The organism is Spiribacter pallidus, from assembly GCF_040838495.1.
In the GTDB taxonomy this organism is placed as follows: domain Bacteria; phylum Pseudomonadota; class Gammaproteobacteria; order Nitrococcales; family Nitrococcaceae; genus Spiribacter; species Spiribacter pallidus.
Window position 1 is genome coordinate 325,079 of the sequence record NZ_JBAKFM010000001.1, and the last position, 19,356, is coordinate 344,434.

At 65.2% G+C, this 19,356-nt stretch carries 22 protein-coding genes; 4 read left to right on the plus strand and 18 right to left on the minus strand.

The genetic code is table 11. The features are described 5' to 3' along the window. Positions 1-17 precede the first annotated feature (17 nt). The 7 genes from V6X73_RS01555 to V6X73_RS01585 are packed head-to-tail and all read right to left on the minus strand — an operon-like array spanning position 18 to position 5,077. Positions 18-1,484, minus strand: a complete 1,467-nt coding sequence (locus V6X73_RS01555; protein ID WP_367958076.1) for a sodium:solute symporter family protein — start codon at positions 1,482-1,484, stop codon at positions 18-20. Next, on the minus strand, positions 1,481-1,672 hold the full coding sequence (locus V6X73_RS01560; protein ID WP_367958075.1) for a hypothetical protein: 192 nt from the start codon (positions 1,670-1,672) through the stop codon (positions 1,481-1,483). Before V6X73_RS01560 ends, V6X73_RS01555 begins: the two co-directional genes overlap by 4 nt. Next, the gene (locus V6X73_RS01565; RefSeq protein ID WP_367958074.1) at positions 1,672-2,436 is read right to left on the minus strand and encodes a competence/damage-inducible protein A; all 765 of its coding nucleotides are present in this window, start codon (positions 2,434-2,436) and stop codon (positions 1,672-1,674) included. Before V6X73_RS01565 ends, V6X73_RS01560 begins: the two co-directional genes overlap by 1 nt. Then, complete coding sequence (locus V6X73_RS01570) at positions 2,436-3,170, minus strand: HAD-IA family hydrolase (RefSeq protein WP_367958073.1); 735 nt, start codon at positions 3,168-3,170, stop codon at positions 2,436-2,438. The genes V6X73_RS01565 and V6X73_RS01570 overlap by 1 nt, the downstream gene beginning before the upstream one ends. Then, on the minus strand, positions 3,167-3,895 hold the full coding sequence (gene dnaQ, locus V6X73_RS01575; RefSeq protein WP_367958072.1) for a DNA polymerase III subunit epsilon: 729 nt from the start codon (positions 3,893-3,895) through the stop codon (positions 3,167-3,169). The genes V6X73_RS01570 and dnaQ overlap by 4 nt, the downstream gene beginning before the upstream one ends. Next, the gene (rnhA, locus tag V6X73_RS01580) at positions 3,895-4,341 is read right to left on the minus strand and encodes a ribonuclease HI (protein WP_367958071.1); all 447 of its coding nucleotides are present in this window, start codon (positions 4,339-4,341) and stop codon (positions 3,895-3,897) included. The genes dnaQ and rnhA overlap by 1 nt, the downstream gene beginning before the upstream one ends. Then, complete coding sequence (locus V6X73_RS01585) at positions 4,328-5,077, minus strand: class I SAM-dependent methyltransferase (RefSeq protein ID WP_367958070.1); 750 nt, start codon at positions 5,075-5,077, stop codon at positions 4,328-4,330. The genes rnhA and V6X73_RS01585 overlap by 14 nt, the downstream gene beginning before the upstream one ends. 66 nt (positions 5,078-5,143) lie before the next feature. Between V6X73_RS01585 and gloB the strand changes: the two genes are divergently transcribed. Beyond that, entirely contained in the window at positions 5,144-5,911 is a 768-nt protein-coding gene (gene gloB / locus V6X73_RS01590) for a hydroxyacylglutathione hydrolase (protein ID WP_367958069.1), read from the plus strand. Between the two features lie 8 nt (positions 5,912-5,919). Continuing rightward, positions 5,920-7,539 carry a lytic transglycosylase gene (locus tag V6X73_RS01595; RefSeq protein WP_367958068.1) on the plus strand — a complete coding sequence of 540 codons (1,620 nt, stop codon included), beginning with the start codon at positions 5,920-5,922 and terminating at the stop codon, positions 7,537-7,539. A gap of 16 nt (positions 7,540-7,555) precedes the next feature. Here the strand turns inward: V6X73_RS01595 and minE are convergent, their stop codons facing one another. From minE to msrB, 6 genes are all read right to left on the minus strand, one after another. Further along, complete coding sequence (gene minE, locus V6X73_RS01600) at positions 7,556-7,813, minus strand: cell division topological specificity factor MinE (protein ID WP_367958067.1); 258 nt, start codon at positions 7,811-7,813, stop codon at positions 7,556-7,558. Positions 7,814-7,817: 4 nt separating this feature from the next. Next, on the minus strand, positions 7,818-8,624 hold the full coding sequence (gene minD, locus V6X73_RS01605; protein ID WP_367958066.1) for a septum site-determining protein MinD: 807 nt from the start codon (positions 8,622-8,624) through the stop codon (positions 7,818-7,820). Positions 8,625-8,637: 13 nt separating this feature from the next. Next, positions 8,638-9,348: a septum site-determining protein MinC gene (minC, locus tag V6X73_RS01610; protein WP_367958065.1), complete on the minus strand. Its 711-nt coding sequence runs from the start codon at positions 9,346-9,348 to the stop codon at positions 8,638-8,640. Next, a complete protein-coding gene (gene htpG, locus V6X73_RS01615) occupies positions 9,348-11,210 on the minus strand; it encodes a molecular chaperone HtpG (RefSeq protein WP_367958064.1) in 1,863 nt (620 codons plus the stop codon). The genes minC and htpG overlap by 1 nt, the downstream gene beginning before the upstream one ends. Positions 11,211-11,304: 94 nt before the next feature. Next, on the minus strand, positions 11,305-13,194 hold the full coding sequence (gene ilvB, locus V6X73_RS01620; RefSeq protein WP_367958063.1) for a biosynthetic-type acetolactate synthase large subunit: 1,890 nt from the start codon (positions 13,192-13,194) through the stop codon (positions 11,305-11,307). Positions 13,195-13,272: 78 nt separating this feature from the next. After that, the gene (gene msrB / locus V6X73_RS01625) at positions 13,273-13,674 is read right to left on the minus strand and encodes a peptide-methionine (R)-S-oxide reductase MsrB (RefSeq protein ID WP_367958062.1); all 402 of its coding nucleotides are present in this window, start codon (positions 13,672-13,674) and stop codon (positions 13,273-13,275) included. 62 nt (positions 13,675-13,736) lie between these two features. On the opposite strand from msrB, the gene serB reads away from it, so the two are divergent. Then, positions 13,737-14,969 (plus strand): phosphoserine phosphatase SerB, encoded by a 1,233-nt coding sequence (gene serB, locus V6X73_RS01630; protein ID WP_367958061.1) that lies wholly within the window; start codon positions 13,737-13,739, stop codon positions 14,967-14,969. Between the two features lie 47 nt (positions 14,970-15,016). On the opposite strand, the gene rplS is transcribed toward serB, so the two are convergent. From rplS to ffh, 5 genes are read right to left on the minus strand one after another with little or no spacing between them, the layout of a single operon-like run. Beyond that, entirely contained in the window at positions 15,017-15,394 is a 378-nt protein-coding gene (rplS, locus tag V6X73_RS01635) for a 50S ribosomal protein L19 (protein ID WP_367958060.1), read from the minus strand. Positions 15,395-15,408: 14 nt separating this feature from the next. Beyond that, a complete protein-coding gene (trmD, locus tag V6X73_RS01640) occupies positions 15,409-16,146 on the minus strand; it encodes a tRNA (guanosine(37)-N1)-methyltransferase TrmD (protein WP_367958059.1) in 738 nt (245 codons plus the stop codon). A gap of 6 nt (positions 16,147-16,152) precedes the next feature. Continuing rightward, positions 16,153-16,674: a ribosome maturation factor RimM gene (gene rimM / locus V6X73_RS01645; protein ID WP_367958058.1), complete on the minus strand. Its 522-nt coding sequence runs from the start codon at positions 16,672-16,674 to the stop codon at positions 16,153-16,155. Between the two features lie 10 nt (positions 16,675-16,684). Further along, entirely contained in the window at positions 16,685-16,945 is a 261-nt protein-coding gene (gene rpsP, locus V6X73_RS01650; protein WP_367958057.1) for a 30S ribosomal protein S16, read from the minus strand. Positions 16,946-16,999: 54 nt separating this feature from the next. Continuing rightward, the gene (gene ffh / locus V6X73_RS01655) at positions 17,000-18,397 is read right to left on the minus strand and encodes a signal recognition particle protein (RefSeq protein WP_367958056.1); all 1,398 of its coding nucleotides are present in this window, start codon (positions 18,395-18,397) and stop codon (positions 17,000-17,002) included. A gap of 153 nt (positions 18,398-18,550) precedes the next feature. Here ffh and V6X73_RS01660 point away from each other — a divergent pair, with 153 nt between their 5' ends. Beyond that, a complete protein-coding gene (locus tag V6X73_RS01660; RefSeq protein ID WP_367981204.1) occupies positions 18,551-19,354 on the plus strand; it encodes a cytochrome C assembly family protein in 804 nt (267 codons plus the stop codon). Positions 19,355-19,356 lie beyond the last annotated feature (2 nt).

Here is a 19,356-nt window from a genome sequence, read left to right on the forward strand (position 1 = left end):
GCAGCCATCACCCCGGTCTAGAGCACGCGATGGCGCGCCAGGCCCTCGCGCACCGGCTGCATGAACGCCTCGGCCCGTGCTGTCGGCGCTCGGGTCAGCAGGCTGGCGGTGACAAACAGCACCACCGCCAGTGCGCCACCCCACACCGAGGCGGGGATACCCAGCGGGTTGCTGCCGGTCACCTGCAGCAGGGTCACCACCACCCCGGCACCGATGATGCTGACAAGCGCCCCCGTCGCCGTGCCCCTTGCCCAGAAAAAACACCCTACAATGGCCGGCACCGTCACCAGCAACCCGGACGACGAAGCCACCGAGAGAATCGTGATGAGATCGAGCTGCAGACGGGCGAACGCGATCGCCAGGCCAGTGACAAGCAGCATCACCAGTTTGCCGGCCAGCAGCTCGTGCCGCCCGCCCCGGGCAAGCGGCCGGTACAGATCACGACCGGCCAGCGCCGAGAGGCTGAGCATGATCGAGTCCACTGTCGAGACCGCAGCCGCGACGATACCAATCACAAGGACGATGGCGATGCCCTTGGGGATCGCGCCGCTGGCGAGCAGCGCCGGGGTGGCCTGATCGGCACTCTCCAGCCCGGGCAACAGCGCCAGGGCCGAAAAGCCCCAGACCACCGAGACCAGGGTGTAGACGAGCCCCAGGATCAGAAACCCGGCCAGCATGGTGCGCATCGCACCCAGGGATTCGGTGGTAAACAGCCGCTGGCTGACCTGGGGATTACTAATCGAGAAGAAAAACCACGGCAGGGTCAGGCCGATGAAGGTTGTCAGGCTGAACAGCCCCGGCCCCGGGACCGCCAACCACTCACCATGATCGGTGGCGATGGTATCGAGAAAATCCCACGGACCGCCGAGGGCAGCGACAATGAAACCGACGGCCAACAGGCTGGTCACCAGCATCACGATCACCTGCAGCGCATCGGTCCAGAGCACCGATCGCAGCCCCGCCGCGAGTGTCCAGATCAACGCCAGCCCCGCGCCGATGAGGATGCCCGACTGAAAGCCCACCGCGCCATCGGTCACCGCCTCGAGCAGATAGCCGATGCCCATCAGCTGCACGGCGCTGTAGGGGATGAGAAAGATGCAGGCCGCCACCGCCATCACACCCCCCACCCAGGGGCTGTCATAACGATGGCTGAGCATTTCCGCCGGCGTGATGAATCCGTGGGCCCGGCCTGCCAGCCAGAAACGGGGGCCGAATATCGCCACCAGCCCCAGGCCGGCCAGGTAGACCAGCTCGAAGCCCAGCGCCCCCACGCCCCCTGCATAGGTCAACCCGGCGAGGCCCACCATCATGAAGGCGCTGTAGGTCGTCGCGCCGTAGCTCAACGCCGAGAGAACACCACCGGCCCGTCGCCCGGCGAGGTAGTACTCACCGGCGCCCTCGCCAAGCCCACGCCGGGCACTAAACGCCACCGCCATGCCCAGCAGCGCGTAGACCCCGAGCAGGATCAACACACCCTGTGTCATGGCCGCCACCCGCTGATCAAACGGATGATCACTGCCACCGCGGCGACACCAAAGAGCGTCCAGAACAAAAACGCGGCCTGCCAGGACGGGATGTCGCGCAAAAGCCCGTAGGGCACGGCATAGGCAAGCACGATCAGCACCGCCAGCAGCCCCAGAAGGCCCCGACCGGGTGCGGTTGATCTATCCATCAGGCAATGGCCTCCTTCCAGGAAAACCCCAACGCGGCAACGGCATCACAAAGCCGCGGCATGGCGTTTTCGATGTCATCGGGCGACCCCCTCAGCCCGAGCTCGAGTTGATGGCCCTCGTCGCGCAGACTCGGCAGGCAGGAGAGTCGCAGTGCCGGGTAGTCGGCCTCGAATCGCTCGAGCAACGGGATGACGTCGCTCTCTCTTGCGCCATGGACGATGATACTGCGCTCGCCCAGCCGCCCGGCATCATGCCAATGCCCATAATGCTGATCCAGTACCCAGGCCATCATCGGCCAGGCCATCTGCGGGAAGCCGGGCAAGAAGTGATGATCGAGAAGCGAAAAACCCGGTACGTCGTTGACCGGGTTGGGGATGAGCGTCGCGCCCTCGGGAAAGTTCACCAGATTGAGCCGCCGCGCCGGTTCGACCGGACGACCAAAACGCGCCTCGAGCATGGCCCGGCCTTCGGGGTGGACCGCCAGCGGGCGATCGAAGGCGTCCGCCGCGCACTGACGGGTACGATCATCCGGCGTTGCGCCGATGCCACCGCAACTGAACACCACATCACCGGCCTCGGCGCTCTCCTGCAGGGTGCGGGTGATCAGCCGGGCCTCGTCATTGACGAATCGCACCCAGCGCAGCTCCAGCCCCCGCTCGGCCAAAAGCCCGCATAGATGCGGGAAATGCTTGTCGGCCCGCTTGCCCGAGAGCAGCTCATCGCCGATCACCACCAGACCGAAGCCCTGCATCTCGGCGCTCATCACGCCGCCCTCAAAAGGCCGAGCAGCATCCCCTCGAGTTCAGCCAGGCTGCCGACGGCGTGATGCGGTACGGCCGGCACCTCGTCGGGCCAGTGCGCTCCATCGCGATTGAGCCACACCGCCTGCATCCCGAAGTTCGCCGCACCGTAGACATCGGTATGGACATCATCGCCGACGTGGACAATCTCTGCCGCCGGGGCACCGGCTCGACGGGCCGCTGTCTCGTAAACCAGGTGCGAAGGTTTCGCCGCCCCGAGTTCCACCGCCGAGAGGGTAAAGTCAAAGTACTCGCCCAGCCCGATCCGATGGACATCGGCATTGCCATTGGTGAGCGCACCCAGCCGCACCTGTCCACGCAGGGCGCGCAGCAACGGCAGGGTATCGTCATAGAGTGTCACCGCATGCCGAGCATCGATAAAGGCGGTGAAGGCCTCCTCCACCAGTGCCTGCAGGGCGGCGCCCTGATAGCCCGCCACCGCACCGATCCGCTCGAGCGAGGCTCGACGTAGTCGGGTGACATCGTGTGCCAGCTCGGGGTGTTGCTCGGCCAACTCCACCCGCAGTGAGCGCTGTGACTCGATATCAAATCGCTCGGCGACCGCCGGATAGCGCTGTTCGAGCAGTCCCTGACAAACCTGCTCGGCATGGGGAATCACCCCCGAGAGATCCCACAGGGTGAAGTCCAGATCAAACATCACCACGGCGACCGGCGCCTGCAGGGGACGCGGGATCATGATGCCGCTCCGGACTCGAGTTGCCGCCACACGCAGGGTTTGCCGGCGCTCTCGTCGAGCCGATCCAGCCACGCGGCATGGGCGTTGAGCGCCGCCTCGGCCGGTTCGATCACCGGCAGCCGGGGGCGATCGCTGCTCACCGGTCGGGGCGGATCGATGCGGGCGGCGGCCGGACCGCCCTCGTCGCCGCCAAGATGCAATGTCACCTGCCCACCGGTCATGGCCAGATACACCTCGGCCAGGATTTCGGCATCGAGCAGCGCCCCGTGCAGGGTGCGGCTGCTGTTGTCGATTCCGTAGCGCCGGCAGAGGGCGTCCAGACTGTTGCGCTGGCCGGGGTGCTGTTGCCGCGCCATCGCCAGGCTGTCCACGACCCGGCAGTGATCCTCGAGCCTGCCCCAGGCCTCACCCAGCCGGGCGAGTTCGTAATCGAGGAAACCTACATCGAACGGCGCGTTATGAATGATCACCTCGGCGTTGGCGACAAAGGCAACGAACGTCTGGGCCAGATCGGCAAACCGCGGTTTGTCCGCCAGAAACGCATCGGTGATCCCATGGACTGCCATGGCCTCGGGATCCACCGGCCGGCCGGGGTTGAGATAGGCATGAAAGGTCTCGCCGGTCGCCCGCCGCTGCTCGAGCTCGTAGCAGCCGATCTCGATCACCCGGTGGCCTGCCTCGGGCTCGAGGCCGGTTGTCTCGGTATCCAGCACCACCTGGCGCATCAAACACTTCCTCCCAGCAGTTCATCAATGCCGCGGTTGGCCAGGGCATCGACCCGTTCGTTCTCGTCGTGCCCGGCATGCCCCTTGACCCAGTGCCAATGAATGTCATGGCGCGCTGTGAGGGCATCCAGTCGCTCCCACAGGTCCCGATTCTTGACCGGCTTTCGGGCGGCGGTTTTCCAGCCGCGCCGCTTCCAGTCAGCCATCCACTCGGTAATGCCTTTGCGCAGATACTGCGAGTCCGTGGTCAGCTCGACGCGGCAGGCTCGATTGAGTGTTTCGAGCGCCTGGATGGCAGCCATCAGCTCCATCCGGTTGTTGGTCGTCTGCGCTTCACCCCCATGGAGCGTGCGCTCCTGATCGCCCCACCGCAGCAAGGCGCCCCAGCCACCCGGCCCCGGGTTGCCGCGACAGGCGCCGTCGGTATAAATCTCAACCTGAGTCATGCCGCTCCTGTCTGATCGCTGCACGGGCGCCGGCCTGGGCCAGCCCCCCAGGGATGATCGCTAGCCGCCGCTGACGGACCGCCGGTGGATGGACCTGACCGCTGACCCGCTTCTGGCCGATGATCAGATTGACCCCGCCCAGGCCGCGCATGATGCGAGGCAGACGGGTATCCCGACGACGATTGTCCTGACCCCCTGCGCGTTGACCATACAGGGGTGGCGGCAGTGGTGCCATGCTCTCGCGCGGTCGCGGCGTCACGCCGAGCAGCCGCATCCAGTCCATCAATCGGCCGGCCGAAAGATAGGTCCCGTTCCATGGCGGTGCGTCGGCCCGCAGACTCAGCCAGCGCCGCACTCCCCAAAGGCTCAGGGGGTTGAAGCAGAGCACCAGCATATGGCCCTCGGGTGCCAGTACACGTGCGGCCTCCCGAAAGACCTGATGGGGTTTGTCGGTAAACTCCAGCTGATGGACCAGCACGATCCCGTCGACGCTGCCCGAAGCCAGCGGCATGACCTGGCTGTTGCCGCGCAGCGTGATCGCCTCACCGGGACAGGCATCCATGATCCACTGTCGGGTGTGGTCGTAGACCGTCGGACCGCAGCCCTCGCCGTAACTGCCCACCTGGAGCACCCGACGGGCATAAAGTCCGGCCAGACGACGGGATAGCAGGCGCGACTCCTGTTGCGCCAGCTCCCGACCCGCCGGTGTCTTGAACCAGTCATTGAGCCACGCCATCAGTCACCCCCACAAAATGGCCTGATTCGGTTTGTGAGCGATCGACGGGCGGGGTAGCATTCGCCCATGCTCAACATTACCCCGATACCCGTTCTCGCGGATAATTATACGTGGCTGCTGCACTCGCCGCAGTCGAGCCATGCCGCGGTGGTTGACCCGGGTGAGTCCGAGCCCGTGCGTCGGGCCCTCGAAGGGTTCGGCCTGACCCTCTCGGCCATCCTGCTCACCCACCATCATCATGACCATGTCGGTGGTGTCGCCGACCTCAGCCAGCCCGGGATGCCGGTCTTTGGCCCCGCCGGTGGGCAGACCCCCGGGGTGACCGAGCCCGTGGGCGAAGGTGACCCGGTGTTGCTGCCGGGTCTGGACACCACGTTGACGGTCATGACGGTGCCGGGTCATACCCTTGACCATATTGCCTATATCGGCGATGACGCGCTGTTTGCTGGCGACGCACTGTTTGCCGGCGGCTGCGGACGGATGTTCGAAGGCGACGCCGCCACCATGCAGGGCTATCTCGCCCGGCTACGCGAGCTCGCCGATGAGACGCGGCTGTACTGTGGCCATGAGTACACCCTCGCCAACCTCGAGTTCGCCACCGCCGCCGAACCGGGTAACGAAAAGCTGCGACAGCGGCTCGACAAGGTCCGCGAACAGCGGGCCCGTCAGGCCGTGACGCTGCCCTCGACTCTGGGCGAAGAGAAGGCAACCAACCCGTTTCTGCGTTGGGACAAGCCCGAGGTCATCAAGCAGGCCCGTCAGCAGGCGGGCCATGCCCTCGAGGGCGATGTCGCGGTGTTTGCTGCCCTGCGCCAATGGAAAGACCACTTCTAGGATCGCTCGTGAACACTCGTCGGTTTCTGCCCATTGGCGTTGTTTTGTTGCTGGCCGGCTGTGCCAGTGTGCCGGGTGACCAACCCACCGAAGTCAGCGACGCCCCCTCACAGCCCACTGCGGCCGAACCGGCCGAACGGGCCAGCGGCCGCGATGCCAATGCCGATCCCGCCGCGTCGGCAACCGCCGAGCCGCCCGCACCGCCGCGGGATCTGTGGGCGCGCATCCGACGCGGCTATGCCATCCCCGGCCACGACAATGCCCGGGTGCAGGCGCAGTACGAGCATTTCCGGGGACTGGACGGGTACTGGCAGCGGGTCTCCGAGCGCGCTCACCCTTATCTTTTCCATATCGTCGAAGCGTTGGACGCGCGCGACATGCCAATGGAGCTCGCATTGCTGCCCATTGTCGAGAGCGCGTTCCGGCCGTTCGCCTACTCCCATGGCCGGGCCGCCGGGATCTGGCAGTTCATACCGGCCACCGGCCGGCACTATGGGCTCGAGCAGAACTGGTGGTACGACGGCCGCCGCGATGTGCTCGCCGCCACCGACGCGGCGCTGACCTATCTCGAATATCTGGCAGAGATGTTCGATGGCGACTGGTTGCTGGCAGTCGCCGCCTACAACGGCGGCGAAGGCACAGTCTCGCGGGCCATCGAGCGCAACCGCCAGGCGGGCCGGCCCACCGACTACTGGTCACTGGAGCTGCCGCGCGAGACCATGAACTATGTCCCCAAGCTGCTGGCCATCAGCGAGCTGGTCGCCGACCCTTCCTCCCACGGCATCGCGCTGCAGCCCATTCCCAACGAACCGGTGGTCGATGCGGTCACGCTGGAGCGACAGGTCGATCTGGCACTGGCCGCCGAGCTCGCCGGGCTGGACATCGAGACCCTCTACCGGCTCAACCCCGGCTACAACCGCTGGGCCACCGCCCCCGATGGACCGCACCGCCTGCTGCTGCCGCTCGAGAACATCCCCGCCTTTCGTCGAGGGCTGGCACAGACCCCCGAGAGCGACTGGCTGCGCTGGCAGCGCCACCGCATCGCCCGCGGTGAGACGCTGGGGGAGATCGCCGATCGCTACCATGTCACCGTGGACACCCTCAAGCAGAGCAACGGGATCGACGGGCATATCATCCGGGCTGGCGACCATCTGCTGGTGCCGGTGGCCAGTCGGCCGAGCGGGCAGTACCGCCTGAGCGCCGACGACCGTCGCCAAGCGAGACAGCGCACGGGCCCCGACAACCGTCAGCGCCGGCAATATACCGTCCAGGCCGGCGACAGCTTCTGGGCCATCGCCAGGCGTCATGGCGTCGGTGTTCGAGAACTGGCGCGCTGGAACGGCATGGCACCCGGCGACACCCTGAGCATCGGTGAACAGCTGGTGATCTGGAGCAACGGCCCGGTCCAGCAGACCGCTGTCGATACGGGCGCCGGGCCCGTTGATCGCCTGCAGTCGGTCACCTATACCGTGCGCAGTGGTGATTCGCTCTATCTGATTGCCCAACGCTTCAATGTGGCCGTGGCCGATCTGCAGCGCTGGAACAACATCGCCGAAGGCAGTTACCTTCAGCCCGGTCAGCGCCTGCGCCTACGCGTCGATGTGACGGCGCAAAGCGGCGGCCGCTGACCCCTCGGCGATCCGCTCAGCTTTCCTCGGGCAGAGTGACATTGAGCTCGAGGACCTCACAATCCCCCTCGCGCTCGACCTGGATGCGCACGGCATCGTCCTCGACCTCGATGTAGCGACGGATGACCTCGAGGATATCCGACTGCAGCGCGGGCAGATAATCGGGGCCGTCACGGTGGCTGCGCTCGCGGGCCACAATGACCTGCAGCCGGTCCTTGGCCATCGAGGCAGTGCGCTTTTTCTGCTGCGAGCGAAAGTAATCCAGGAATCCCATGCCACTAGCCCTTGAAGATCCGGCCCAGCAGGCCCTTTTTCTCGTTGAGGAAGCGTTGCGGGCGCGCTTCGCCCAGATAGCGGGCGACCAGATCGTCATAGGCCTGTCCGGCATCGGTGCCGTCTTCGAGGATCACCGGGACGCCGGCGTTGGAGGCGTTGAGCACGGCGTTGGACTCGGGCACGACCCCCAGTAACTCGATGGACAGGATCTCGCAGATATCCTCGACACTCAGCATCTCGCCCTTGCCCACCCGCGACGGCGCATAACGGGTGACCACCAGATGCTCTGCCACCGGGGCATCCCCCTGCTCGGCGCGGCGGGTCTTGCTGGCAAGCAGACCCAGCACCCGATCCGAGTCGCGCACCGATGAGACCTCCGGATTGGTGACGACGATGGCATCGTCGGCAAAATACATGGCTAGATGCGCGCCCCGCTCGATGCCGGCCGGCGAGTCGCAGATGATGTAATCATGGTTCTCCGCCAGCCCTTCTAGTACGGACTGCACCCCCTCGAAGGTCAGGGCGTCCTTGTCGCGGGTCTGAGAGGCGGGCAGGATTTCCAGGCCTTCAACACGCTTGTCTCGAATGAGGGCCTGATTGAGGTTGGCCTCGCCATTGATAACGTTGACAAAGTCATAGACCACCCGACGTTCGCACCCCATGATCAGATCCAGGTTGCGCAGACCCACGTCAAAATCCACCACGACGGTCTTGTAGCCGGCCTTGGCAAGCCCCGCCGCCAGCGCCGCACTGGTGGTGGTCTTGCCCACGCCCCCTTTGCCCGATGTCACCACGACGATTCGCGCCACGTTCACCTCCGAATCAGAGTGCCTCGACCTGCAATTCGTCCTGCTGCAGGCCCATCATCGCCGGTTTGCCCCGCAGACGTCCCGGCAGCTGTTCGCTGAGTCGATACTGACCGGCCACCGCCACCAGCTCGGCCTCCAGCGATTGGCAAAAGATACGCGCATCCCGGTCCCCTTGCACCCCGGCCAGCGCCCGGCCGCGGAGTGCGCCGTAGATATGCACGTGGCCATCGGCCATCACCTCGGCCCCGGCGCTGACCGGTGCGGTGACCACCAGATCGCCCCCGCGCGCATAGATCTGCTGGCCCGAGCGCACCGGCTGATCCACCCGCCGTGCCGGGCCCCGGGGGTTGTCCCGCCCCCCCGCAGGGGGCTGCCCGGTGGCGGCACCGTTATTCGCCGGCGATGGTTTCTCGGCGCGCTCGTGGCCCGCCGGATTGCGCATCACGCCCAGCCCGGCCGCGGCGGCCACCGCAGCCGGCACCCCGCTGCCCGCCACCGGCAGCAGGCCGCGCTCACGCAACCCGTCAATCAGTGCGGCAAACGCCTCTTGGCTAAAATCCACCCCGGGACCGGGCATCACCACCAATGGCATGCCGTCAAAGAACCCGGGCACCTGGCCAAGCCGCTGATCCAGCTGATCGAAAAGCCGTCCCGGGTCGATGATCTCGAGCACCGACAGGGTTGCCATCCGCCCCTTCAGCGTGAAGGCCTCGGTTGTCGACATCAGTCGAGCAGCCGATTCATGCGACGGACAAACGCCGCCGGGTCGTCCAGCCGACCGCCGTCCATAAGGATGGACTGTTCCAGCAACAGTGCCCCCCAGTCCGCCAGCGAGGCCGACTCGTCCCCGGCCAGCCGGGTGATGAGCGGGTGGGTGGGATTGATCTCGAGCACCGGCTTTTCCGCCGGCAGATCGTGCCCCGCCGCCTCGAGCATGCGTTGCATGTTCAACCCGAACTCATGCTCGCCGACGACAATACACGCCGGCGAATCAGTCAGGCGGGTGCTCGAGCGAACCGCCGAAACCCGCTCGCCCAGCGTCTCGCCCAGCCGGTCGATCAACGCCTGCACCGAGGCATCCGGCGTCTCATCGGCCTTCTCGTCCGCCTCGGCCTCGGGCAGCTCGTCAAGGTCAAGCTCGCCCTTGCCGGCCGAGCGCAGCGGCGTGCCGTCGTACTCGCTCAGATGGGCGACCAGCCATTCATCGATCGGCTCGGCCAGCAGCAATACCTCGATGCCCCGCTTGCGGAAAACCTCCAGATGGGGGCTGTTACGCACCGCGGCCAGTCCCTCGCCGGTGAGGTAGTAGATCGCTTTCTGCCCCGACTGCATGCGACCGACATAGTCGGCCAGCGATACATTCGGCCCGGTCTCATCATGGGTGGAGTGAAAACGCAGCAGACCCGCGATCTTCTCGGCATTGCCGGGGTCTTCCACCGGCCCTTCCTTGAGCACCGTCCCGAAGGCCGACCAGAAACGGCCATAGGCCTGGGGGTCGTCCTCAGCCAGGCGGGCCAGCGCATCCAGAACCCGTTTGGTCGATGCGCCGCGGATGCGATCGATGAGTCGGTTGTGCTGGAGGATCTCACGCGAGACGTTCAGTGGCAGGTCGTCCGAGTCCACAACACCGCGAACAAACCGCAGATAGCGCGGCAACAGCCGGTTTTCCTTGTCCTCCATGATGAAAACGCGGCGCACATAAAGCCGCAGCCCGTGGCTGGATTCAGGCTCGAAAAGATCAAACGGTCGCTGCGCCGGGATATAAAGCAGGCTGGTGTAGGCCTGGTTGCCCTCGACGCTGTTGTGCATCCAGGTCAACGGCTTTTCCGGATCGAAGGTCAGCTGCTGGTAGAACTGCTCGTAGTCGCTGTCTTCGAGCTCGCGCTTGGGCCGCATCCACAGCGCCGAGGCCTGATTGACGGTCTCGGGCGCATCATCCTCGCCGAGCAGTTCGATGGGCAGCGCGATATGGTCGGAATAGCGCCGCACGATCTGCCGCAGCCGCTGCGGCTCGAGAAACTCATCCTGATCTTCACCCAGATGGAGGGTGATGGCGGTCCCCCGGGCCTGACGTGAGACGCTCTGCAGAGCATACTCACCCCGGCCGTCGGACTCCCAGCGCACGCCGTTCTCGGCCGGCTCGCCGGCGCGCCGGGTATGGACGACAACCCGGTCAGCGACGATGAACGCCGAGTAGAAGCCCACGCCGAACTGCCCGATCAGCTGGGCATCCTGTTTCTGGTCGCCGGTCAGCGCGTCGAGAAAACGGCGCGTGCCCGAACGGGCAATGGTGCCGAGGTTGTCCATCACATCGGCGCGGTTCATGCCGATCCCGTTGTCGGTGATGGTGATGGTTCTGGCGTTTTTGTCCACGGCGATCTGTACCCGCGGCTCGGGGTCGTCCTCGAACAGGGTGTCATCCTGCAGCGCCTCGAACCGGAGCCGGTCAGCGGCATCGGCGGCGTTGGAGATCAGCTCGCGAAGGAAGATATCGCGGTTGCTGTAGAGGGAGTGGATCATCAGATCCAGCAGCTGCCGGACCTCGGCCTGGAATTCGTGCGTCTCGGGTGTCTGGGTCTCGCTCATTGTTCCATCCATTACCATCAGTTGCTCTGTCCTCCCTCGAAATAGGGACAGAACCTGACGGATTCAAGCGCTGATACGGAAAGTGCCGACAGGCCTAGAAGGCCTCACTGGGGTCGACCCGCCCCCCTTTGCCAATCTCCGGCACCTCACGGCCCGGGATGTAGTCGCCGGTGACCATCTGTTTGTAGCCCATCCCCGGGCCCACCATGGGATAGACCCCGGCGTCCGGGTCGATCATGACCTCGAGAAAGGCCGGACCGTCGAAATCAATGAACGCCTGCAGCCCCGCCTGCAGCTCGTCCCGGTCGCTGATGCGCCGGGCGAATGCGAAGCCGTCCGCCTCGGCGGCCTTGATGAAGTCCTTGCGATGGAGGGATTTGTCACTGGCAGAGAAGCGGTCGTTGAAATACAGCTTCTGCCACTGCCGGACCATGCCATCGCCGTTGTTGTTCAAAAGCAGAATCTTGACCGGCAGGCCGTAGGTGGTGACGGTTTCCATCTCGCCCAGGTTCATGCGCAGGCTGCCGTCGCCGTCGACATCCACAACCAGCGCCCCCGGGTTGGCGAACTGCGCGCCGATCGCCGCCGGCAGACCGAACCCCATGGTGCCCATCGACCCGGAGGTCATCCAGAGTCGCGGCCTGCGGAAGTCGAGATACTGCGCCGCCCACATCTGATGCTGCCCCACACCGGTGCTGATGATGGCCTCGCCACCGGTGATCTCGTTGAGGGTGCGCATCACCGCCTGAGGCTGGATGAGCGCGCCGTCTTCCTTGAACGCCATCGGGTGTTTGTCACGCAGCTTGTCGCAGTGAGCGGCCCAACGGCTGTAGTCCGGCCCGAAGCCCATCGACCGGCCGTAGGCCAACAGCTGTTCCATGGCGTGGCCGGCCTCTCCGACATGGGACCAGTCCACCCGCTTGACCTTGCCGATTTCGGCCGCGTCGATGTCGATGTGTGCGACATGCTCGGCCTGCGGGGCAAACAGCTCGGCCTTGGCCGCCACCCGGTCGTCAAACCGCGACCCGACAGCGATGATAAAGTCGCAGTCCTCGACGGCGTAGTTGGCATAGGCCGTGCCGTGCATGCCGAGCATGTGCAGATGCAGCGGGTCTTTGGTGTCGACCGCCCCCAGGCCCATGACCGTGCTGACGCTGGGGATGCCGTATTCCCGGGCAAATGCCGAAACCGCCTCGCTGCCATCGCCGTGGATGGCACCGCCACCGATGTAGAGCAACGGCCGCCGGGCTTTTTCGAGCATCTCGAAAAACTGCCGCGCCTTGCGCTCGGAGATCTCGGTCTGCCGCAGGGCCTCCATGCGCTGCCGATAACCCCGGATGCCAAGCACCCCGCTGCCTTTGAACTCGCCCACCCAGTTCTGCACATCCTTGGGCAGGTCCACCACCACCGGCCCGGGCCGTCCCGAGCGGGCCACCTCGAATGCAGTGCGGATGGTCTCCTCGAGCTGCTCGGGGCGTGTCACCAAAAACACGTGCTTGGCGCAGTTGCCCATGATGTTGACGATGGGCGCTTCCTGGAAGGCATCGGTGCCCATGGCGCCACGCGCCACCTGACCGGTGATGCAGACCACCGGCACCGAGTCGGCCATGCAATCGCGGATCGGGGTGACCGTATTGGTGGCACCCGGGCCGGAAGTCACCAGAAACACACCGACCTCGCCGCTGCTACGGGCATAGCCGGCGGCCATGAACCCGGCGCCCTGCTCGTTAGCCGGGACAATCAGTGGCATCGGATCGGCGCCATCCGCGGCGCGTTCCCGCTCGTTGTAGCGGAAGATCGCATCATAGGTGGGCAGAATGGCGCCGCCGCTGTAGCCGAATACGGTACCCACCCCTTCCTGGGCCAGCACCTCGACCACCATTTCCGCCCCGCTCATACGCTCGCCGGCACGGGGGTGGCTGGGTTGACCGCCGGGCTGGCCCGGCGCTTGATCAAGCTCGGTGGAGGGGGCGGGATCCTGCATGTCGTTGTCTCAAAATCAGATAGTTGTGATCAGTTTTTGATCATACCGATGCAGCCCGCTGTGCCACAAGCCACCGGCTCAGTCATGGCGCGGACGAAACACCAGCGCCAGGGAATTGATGCAATAGCGCTGTCCGGTGGGTGGCGGGCCATCCGGAAAGACATGCCCGAGATGGGCATCGCAGCGCCGGCAGAGGACTTCGACACGCCGCATGCCAAGGCTGTTGTCCGCCCGGGTGACGATGGCCGCCTCGCTAACCGGATCCCAGAAACTCGGCCATCCCGAGCCCGAATCGTACTTCTGCGCGCTGTCGAAAAGCGGCTGGCCACAGCAGACACAATCGAACTGGCCATCGCCCTTGAAATCGTTGTACTCGCCGCTGAAAGGCGGCTCGGTGCCATGCTCGCGGGTGACCCGATACTGCTCGGGGGTCAATCGCTGCCGCCAGTCCACCCTGGCGAATCCCTCATCTTCACTCATTGCAACCGGCTCCCGGAGAATTTGCCCTACAATAGCGTGATATCCGGCCAGCGAGCGAGCCCATGAGCGATTCCCACAATGCCCGCGAGATCCTGCTGATCAACATCTCCGGCAGTGACCGCCCCGGCATCACCGCCGTATTGATGGGCATCCTCGCCGAATACGGCGTCCGTGTCCTGGATATCAGCCAAGCGATGGTCCACGAAAACCTCGCCCTTGGCATCCTCATCAAACTCCCCGAAGGATCCCAATCGGCCTCAGTGCTCAAAGATTTTCTCTTCGAGGCCCATCAACTGGATCTGCGGGTGCGTTTTCAGCCCGTGCCCAGCGACGAGTACCAGCAGTGGGTGACCGGACAACGCCAGCCGGCCTACGTACTGACCCTGCTGGGGCGTCGCGTGACAGCGGCCCAGATTGCCCGCATCGCCGCGGTGACCACCGACCACGGATTGAATATCGAGGATATCGTCCGCCTGTCCGCCCGCAGCCCGCTGCATGAAGATCTCAACGCCGGGCGCGCCTGTCTCGAGCTCAGCCTGCGCGGAGAACCCGACGACCCGGATGCGATGAAAGCCCAGTTTCTGTCGATCTCGCAGGAGATGGACATCGATATCTCGTTTCAGCAGGACAACTTCTACCGCCGCAATCGTCGCCTGGTGGTCTTTGATATGGACTCAACGCTGATCCACGAGGAGGTCATCGACGAACTCGCCCGCGAGGCGGGGGTTGGCGAGGCGGTCGCCGAGATCACCGCGGCGGCGATGCGCGGCGAGATCGATTTTCGGGAAAGCCTGACCCGGCGGGTGGCGTTACTGGAAGGACTGGATACCGCCGTGCTGTCCAGGGTCGCCCAACGGCTCACACTGACCGAGGGCGCGGATCGCTTGCTCAAGACGTTGAAGCTGCTCGGCTACCGGACCGCTGTCATCTCCGGCGGATTCGACTTCTTTGGTGAACACCTGCAGACCCTGCTGCCACTGGATGTGGTCCACGCCAACCGCCTCGAGATCGTCGACGGGCGTCTGACCGGGCAGGTCCGCGAACCGGTGATCGATGGTGAGCGCAAGGCGGAGCTGGTTCGCTCGCTGGCCGACGAAATGGGTATCGACCTGGCCCAGGTCATCGCCGTGGGTGATGGCGCCAACGATCTGCCCATGCTGGGCATCGCCGGCCTTGGCATCGCCTTTCATGCCAAGCCACTGGTCCAGCGCAGCGCCCGCCAGGCGATATCCACCATCGGCCTGGATGGGGTGTTGTACCTGATGGGGATGAACGACGCCGAGAGCCCGCACTAGGCGGGCCTTGCCGGCGTCGAGCAGAATGGTCGGGGCTTGACGCCGGGTCAGCTCGCCGAGCGGTTCTTGGACCGGACCTTCTCTTTGATCCGGGCCGACTTGCCGCTGCGCTCGCGCAGGAAATAGAGCTTGGCCCGACGGACATCGCCCCGGCGCTTGACCTGCATGCTCTCGATCAGCGGGGAGTGCAGCTGGAACACCCGCTCCACACCCTCGCCGTGGGAGACCTTGCGAAGGGTGAACGATGAATTCAGCCCCCGGTTCCGCTTGGCGATGACCACGCCCTCGAAGGGCTGCGTGCGTTCGCGGTTGCCCTCACGCACCCAGACGTTGACGAGGACCGTATCGCCCGGGTTGATGTCATCGAGATTGCGGCCGGTCTTCTCGACCTGCTCGCGCTCGAGTTCGTCAATGATGTTGCTCATTCCAGCATCCCTTGTCAGTCAGTTCCATCGCCCCGATAGTCGTCCAGCAGGGCTTGTTCTTCGTCGCTGAGCTCGCGGCTCTCCAGCAGATCCGGTCTTTTCTCCCAAGTCCGGCCAATGGCCATCCGCCGTCGCCAGCGAGCCACCGCCTGGTGGTCTCCGCTCAGCAGCACCGGCGGCACCGACTGGCCCTCGGCCACCTCGGGCCGGGTGTAGTGCGGGCAGTCCAGCAGGCCCTGCGAAAAGGCATCCTGCTCGGCTGATTCCGCATGCCCGAGCACACCCGGCAGATGACGCGCAACCGCATCCACCACCAGCAGCGCCGGCAGCTCGCCGCCACTGACGACAAAATCGCCAATGGACAATTCCATATCGACCTCAAGGTCGATGACCCGTTGGTCGATGCCCTCATACCGCCCGCACAGCAGAATGACCCGCGAGCGTTGTGCCAGCGCCTGCGCACGCCCGCCATCCAGCTTCGCGCCCTCCGGCGAGAGATAGATCACCGGGGCTGGCGCTGCCGCCTCTCGGGCAGCGCGGATCGCCCCGAGCAGCGGCGCGACTTTCATCACCATGCCCGGGCCACCGCCGTAGGGCCGGTCATCCACCGTTCGGTGGGTATCATCCGCGTAATCCCGCGGGTTCCAGGTCACCAGCTCCAGCCGACCCTCATCGAGCGCCCGACCAATGACTCCGTAGCCAAGCGCCGAGGCGACCATCTCCGGGAACAGCGTGATGACATCGAATCGCATTCCCGTTCAAAACTCCGGATCCCAGTCCACCCGCATCCGGCCTGCGGCAAGATCCACCGACTCGACGTAGCGCCCCGGCGCATACGGAATCAGGTGGCGCTTCTCGCCATCCACGACCAGCACGTCATTGGCGCCGGTTTCCATGAGCCCGCTGACCCGTCCGAGCCCATGACCGTCGCGGGTCTCCACGGCCAGTCCCTTGAGCTCCCACCAGTAATACTCGTGGTCGCCTTTCTCAGGCAGCGCGTCGCGGCCAACGACAATCGGCTGACCGCGCAGCGCCTCGGCAGCGTCGCGGTGATCCACCCCCTGCAGCCGTGCCAGCAGATGGCGGCCCTGAACGCGGGTCGCGGCTACCTTGTATTGTTCTGCCTCGCTGCCGGCCCCGAGGGTCCAGCGCGAATACTCAAGGATGTTCTCCCTGGGCCGGGTCCAGGAGTAGATCCGCAGATCGCCGCGGACACCGTGGGCCCCGAGCACCTCGCCGAGGACAACACAATCCGGTTGATCCCCGGAGGCTGTCCCCATCACCTTACCCTCAGGCGCTGGCGCTCTCGGCGGCCTGGGCCTGGCGCAACAGCTGACTGACCCGCTCGCTGGGCTTCGCCCCTTTCGAGAGCCAGTACTGGGCGCGCTCGACATCCACCCGCAGCGGCACCTCTTCGCCCGCTGCGACAGGGTTGAAAAAGCCCAGCCGCTCGATGAACCGCCCGTCCCGGGCGTTCCGGCTGTCGGTCACCACGAGATGGTAGAAAGGCCGCTTTTTGGCGCCGGTGCGCGCAAGACGAATCGTAACCATGTAAGTCCCTAATTGATCAGGCCGACTAGTAAACCGTTCATTCTACCCCGGGCGTTATCGCCCGCCAAGCCCCGGTGGCAGTCCGCCCCCCGGAGGCATACCGCCGCCGGGCATGCCGCCACCGCCAAGCTGACGCATCATTTTTTGCATGCCGCCTTTTTTAAACTGCTTCATCATCTTCTGCATCTGCTTGTGCTGCTTGAGCAGACGATTGACATCCTGGACCTGCAGCCCGGCGCCCGAGGCCACACGGCGCTTGCGCGAGCCGTTGAGGACATCGGGGCGGCGACGCTCGCCGGGGGTCATGGCGTTGATGATCGCGATCTGCCGACGCAGCTGGCCGTCATTCATCTGCTGGCTGACCTGCTCGCTCATTTGCCCCATCCCCGGGAGCTTGTCCATCAGACCGCCCATGCCGCCCATCTGGGTGACCTGCTGGAGCTGATCGCGCATGTCCTCGAGATCAAATCCTTTGCCTTTCTTGAGCTTGCCGGCCATGCGCTCGGCCTGTTGCCGATCGACTTTGCGCTCGACCTCCTCGACCAGACTGAGGACATCGCCCATGCCGAGGATGCGCGAGGCCATGCGATCGGGATAGAAGGGCTCGAGGGCATCGGTCTTCTCACCGACGCCAAGAAACTTGATGGGCTTGCCGGTAACCTGCCGAATGGAGAGCGCCGCACCGCCGCGCGCGTCGCCGTCGGCTTTGGTGAGGATCACCCCGGTCAGCGGCAAGGCAGCATCGAATGCCCGAGCGGTATTGGCCGCATCCTGCCCGGTCATGCTGTCGACCACGAACAGCGTCTCGGCCGGCGCCACCGCATGATGCACCCGGCGAGCCTCGTCCATCATTTGCTCGTCAATCGACAGCCGCCCGGCGGTATCCACCAGCAGCACATCGTAGTAGCCAGTCCGGGCCCGCTCGAGCGCGGCCTCGCCGGTCGCTGCCGGATCCGCCCCCGGTTCGGTCGGGAAAAAATCGATGCCCACCTCGCCGGCGAGGCGCTGCAACTGATCAATCGCCGCCGGCCGGTGGATATCAACCGAGACCGCCAGCACCTTTTTTTGATCGCGCTCCTGGAGCCAGCGGCCGAGCTTGGCGATGCTGGTGGTCTTGCCCGAGCCCTGCAGACCGGCAAGCATCACCACCGCCGGGGGGCGGACGCTGAGGTCAAGCGCATCATTGGCCTCGCCCATAACCTGGACAAGTTCATCGTTGACGATCTTGATAAAGGCCTGCCCCGGGGTGAGGCTTTTCATCACCTCCGCACCCAGCGCCCGCTCGCGTACGGCCGCCACAAAGTCCTTGACTACCGGCAGTGCGACATCCGCCTCGAGCAGCGCCATGCGCACTTCACGCAGGGTATCCTGGATGTTGTCTTCGGTCAGGCGGCCTTTGCCCCGCAGGCGCTTGCCAATGGCCTCGAGCCGATCACTGAGATTGTCGAACATAGCGCCGGGAACTCCTGCCGTGGCGATATCCTGTCCGGCTAGTGTACCAGTGCAACCCCGGGTTTCGCGCCAGCGCCGTCTTCTCGAATGCCCCCGCGTTCTGTGCGATGATCAAGCCATGCGCCCAAGCAGGTACAACCGACGGCGGCCATGATGCACAGCCTGATCAGCTGGATCGCGGTCATCCTCTATGCACTGGCAGTTCTGAGCCTCGTGGCCGCCCTCCAGGGGATGGTTATGCCACGTCGCGGCGAGCGGCTGGCGCTGTTCATGGCGGTACTTGCCGTGCCGCTGCATGCCGCTGCGCTCTGGCAGGGGCTGTGGACCGCGGCCGGCGTCAATCTCGCGCTCTACAACGCACTCTCGCTGCTGGGCTGGATCATGGTCACGATGCTGCTGCTGGCGACCCTTCGGCAGCCGGTTCAAAGCCTCGGGCTGGTGGTCTTTCCCTTCGCTGCCATCAGTGCGGGATTGGCCGGCGCGCTGGGGACCCCGGCACCCACGCTGGTACCGATCGGCGCACCGGTGGATTGGCATGTGGTCAGCTCGATTCTTGCCTACGCGGTATTCGGCCTCGCCTGTGCACAGACCGTGCTGCTAGCCTGGCTCGACCGCAGCCTGCGTCGCCGTCGGGCTGGCCGTCTGATCGGCATGTTGCCCTCGCTCCAGGGCATGGAAGCACTGCTCTTTCAGATGCTCGCCGCCGGCATGGTGCTTTTGTCGGTGGCGCTGATTACCGGCTGGCTGTTCGTCGAGGATCTGTTTGCCCAGGACCTGGCGCACAAGACGCTTTTATCGATGATGGCGTGGCTGGTCTTTGCGGCGTTGCTGATTGGCCGTCAGCGGGCCGGCTGGCGCGGACGCACCGCCATTCGCTGGAGCCTGGCCGGTTTTGTCCTGCTCGCCCTTGCCTACTTTGGCAGCAAGGTCGTGCTTGAAATCCTGCTCAAAGGCTGAGG

Excerpts from the sequence above, each read along its gene's own strand:
- V6X73_RS01555 (WP_367958076.1), bottom strand. The coding sequence starts at position 1,484 with ATGACACAGGGTGTGTTGATCCTGCTCGGGGTCTACGCGCTGCTGGGC.
- htpG (WP_367958064.1), bottom strand. The coding sequence starts at position 11,210 with ATGAGCGAGACCCAGACACCCGAGACGCACGAATTCCAGGCCGAGGTC.
- minC (WP_367958065.1), bottom strand. The coding sequence starts at position 9,348 with ATGTCGACAACCGAGGCCTTCACGCTGAAGGGGCGGATGGCAACCCTG.
- ilvB (WP_367958063.1), bottom strand. The coding sequence starts at position 13,194 with ATGCAGGATCCCGCCCCCTCCACCGAGCTTGATCAAGCGCCGGGCCAG.
- rimM (WP_367958058.1), bottom strand. The coding sequence starts at position 16,674 with ATGGGGACAGCCTCCGGGGATCAACCGGATTGTGTTGTCCTCGGCGAG.
- rpsP (WP_367958057.1), bottom strand. The coding sequence starts at position 16,945 with ATGGTTACGATTCGTCTTGCGCGCACCGGCGCCAAAAAGCGGCCTTTC.
- V6X73_RS01585 (WP_367958070.1), bottom strand. The coding sequence starts at position 5,077 with ATGGCGTGGCTCAATGACTGGTTCAAGACACCGGCGGGTCGGGAGCTG.
- dnaQ (WP_367958072.1), bottom strand. The coding sequence starts at position 3,895 with ATGCGCCAGGTGGTGCTGGATACCGAGACAACCGGCCTCGAGCCCGAG.
- ffh (WP_367958056.1), bottom strand. The coding sequence starts at position 18,397 with ATGTTCGACAATCTCAGTGATCGGCTCGAGGCCATTGGCAAGCGCCTG.
- trmD (WP_367958059.1), bottom strand. The coding sequence starts at position 16,146 with ATGCGATTCGATGTCATCACGCTGTTCCCGGAGATGGTCGCCTCGGCG.
- msrB (WP_367958062.1), bottom strand. The coding sequence starts at position 13,674 with ATGAGTGAAGATGAGGGATTCGCCAGGGTGGACTGGCGGCAGCGATTG.
- V6X73_RS01565 (WP_367958074.1), bottom strand. The coding sequence starts at position 2,436 with ATGAGCGCCGAGATGCAGGGCTTCGGTCTGGTGGTGATCGGCGATGAG.
- V6X73_RS01560 (WP_367958075.1), bottom strand. The coding sequence starts at position 1,672 with ATGGATAGATCAACCGCACCCGGTCGGGGCCTTCTGGGGCTGCTGGCG.
- V6X73_RS01660 (WP_367981204.1), top strand. The coding sequence starts at position 18,551 with ATGCACAGCCTGATCAGCTGGATCGCGGTCATCCTCTATGCACTGGCA.
- V6X73_RS01570 (WP_367958073.1), bottom strand. The coding sequence starts at position 3,170 with ATGATCCCGCGTCCCCTGCAGGCGCCGGTCGCCGTGGTGATGTTTGAT.
- gloB (WP_367958069.1), top strand. The coding sequence starts at position 5,144 with ATGCTCAACATTACCCCGATACCCGTTCTCGCGGATAATTATACGTGG.
- rnhA (WP_367958071.1), bottom strand. The coding sequence starts at position 4,341 with ATGACTCAGGTTGAGATTTATACCGACGGCGCCTGTCGCGGCAACCCG.
- minE (WP_367958067.1), bottom strand. The coding sequence starts at position 7,813 with ATGGGATTCCTGGATTACTTTCGCTCGCAGCAGAAAAAGCGCACTGCC.
- serB (WP_367958061.1), top strand. The coding sequence starts at position 13,737 with ATGAGCGATTCCCACAATGCCCGCGAGATCCTGCTGATCAACATCTCC.
- rplS (WP_367958060.1), bottom strand. The coding sequence starts at position 15,394 with ATGAGCAACATCATTGACGAACTCGAGCGCGAGCAGGTCGAGAAGACC.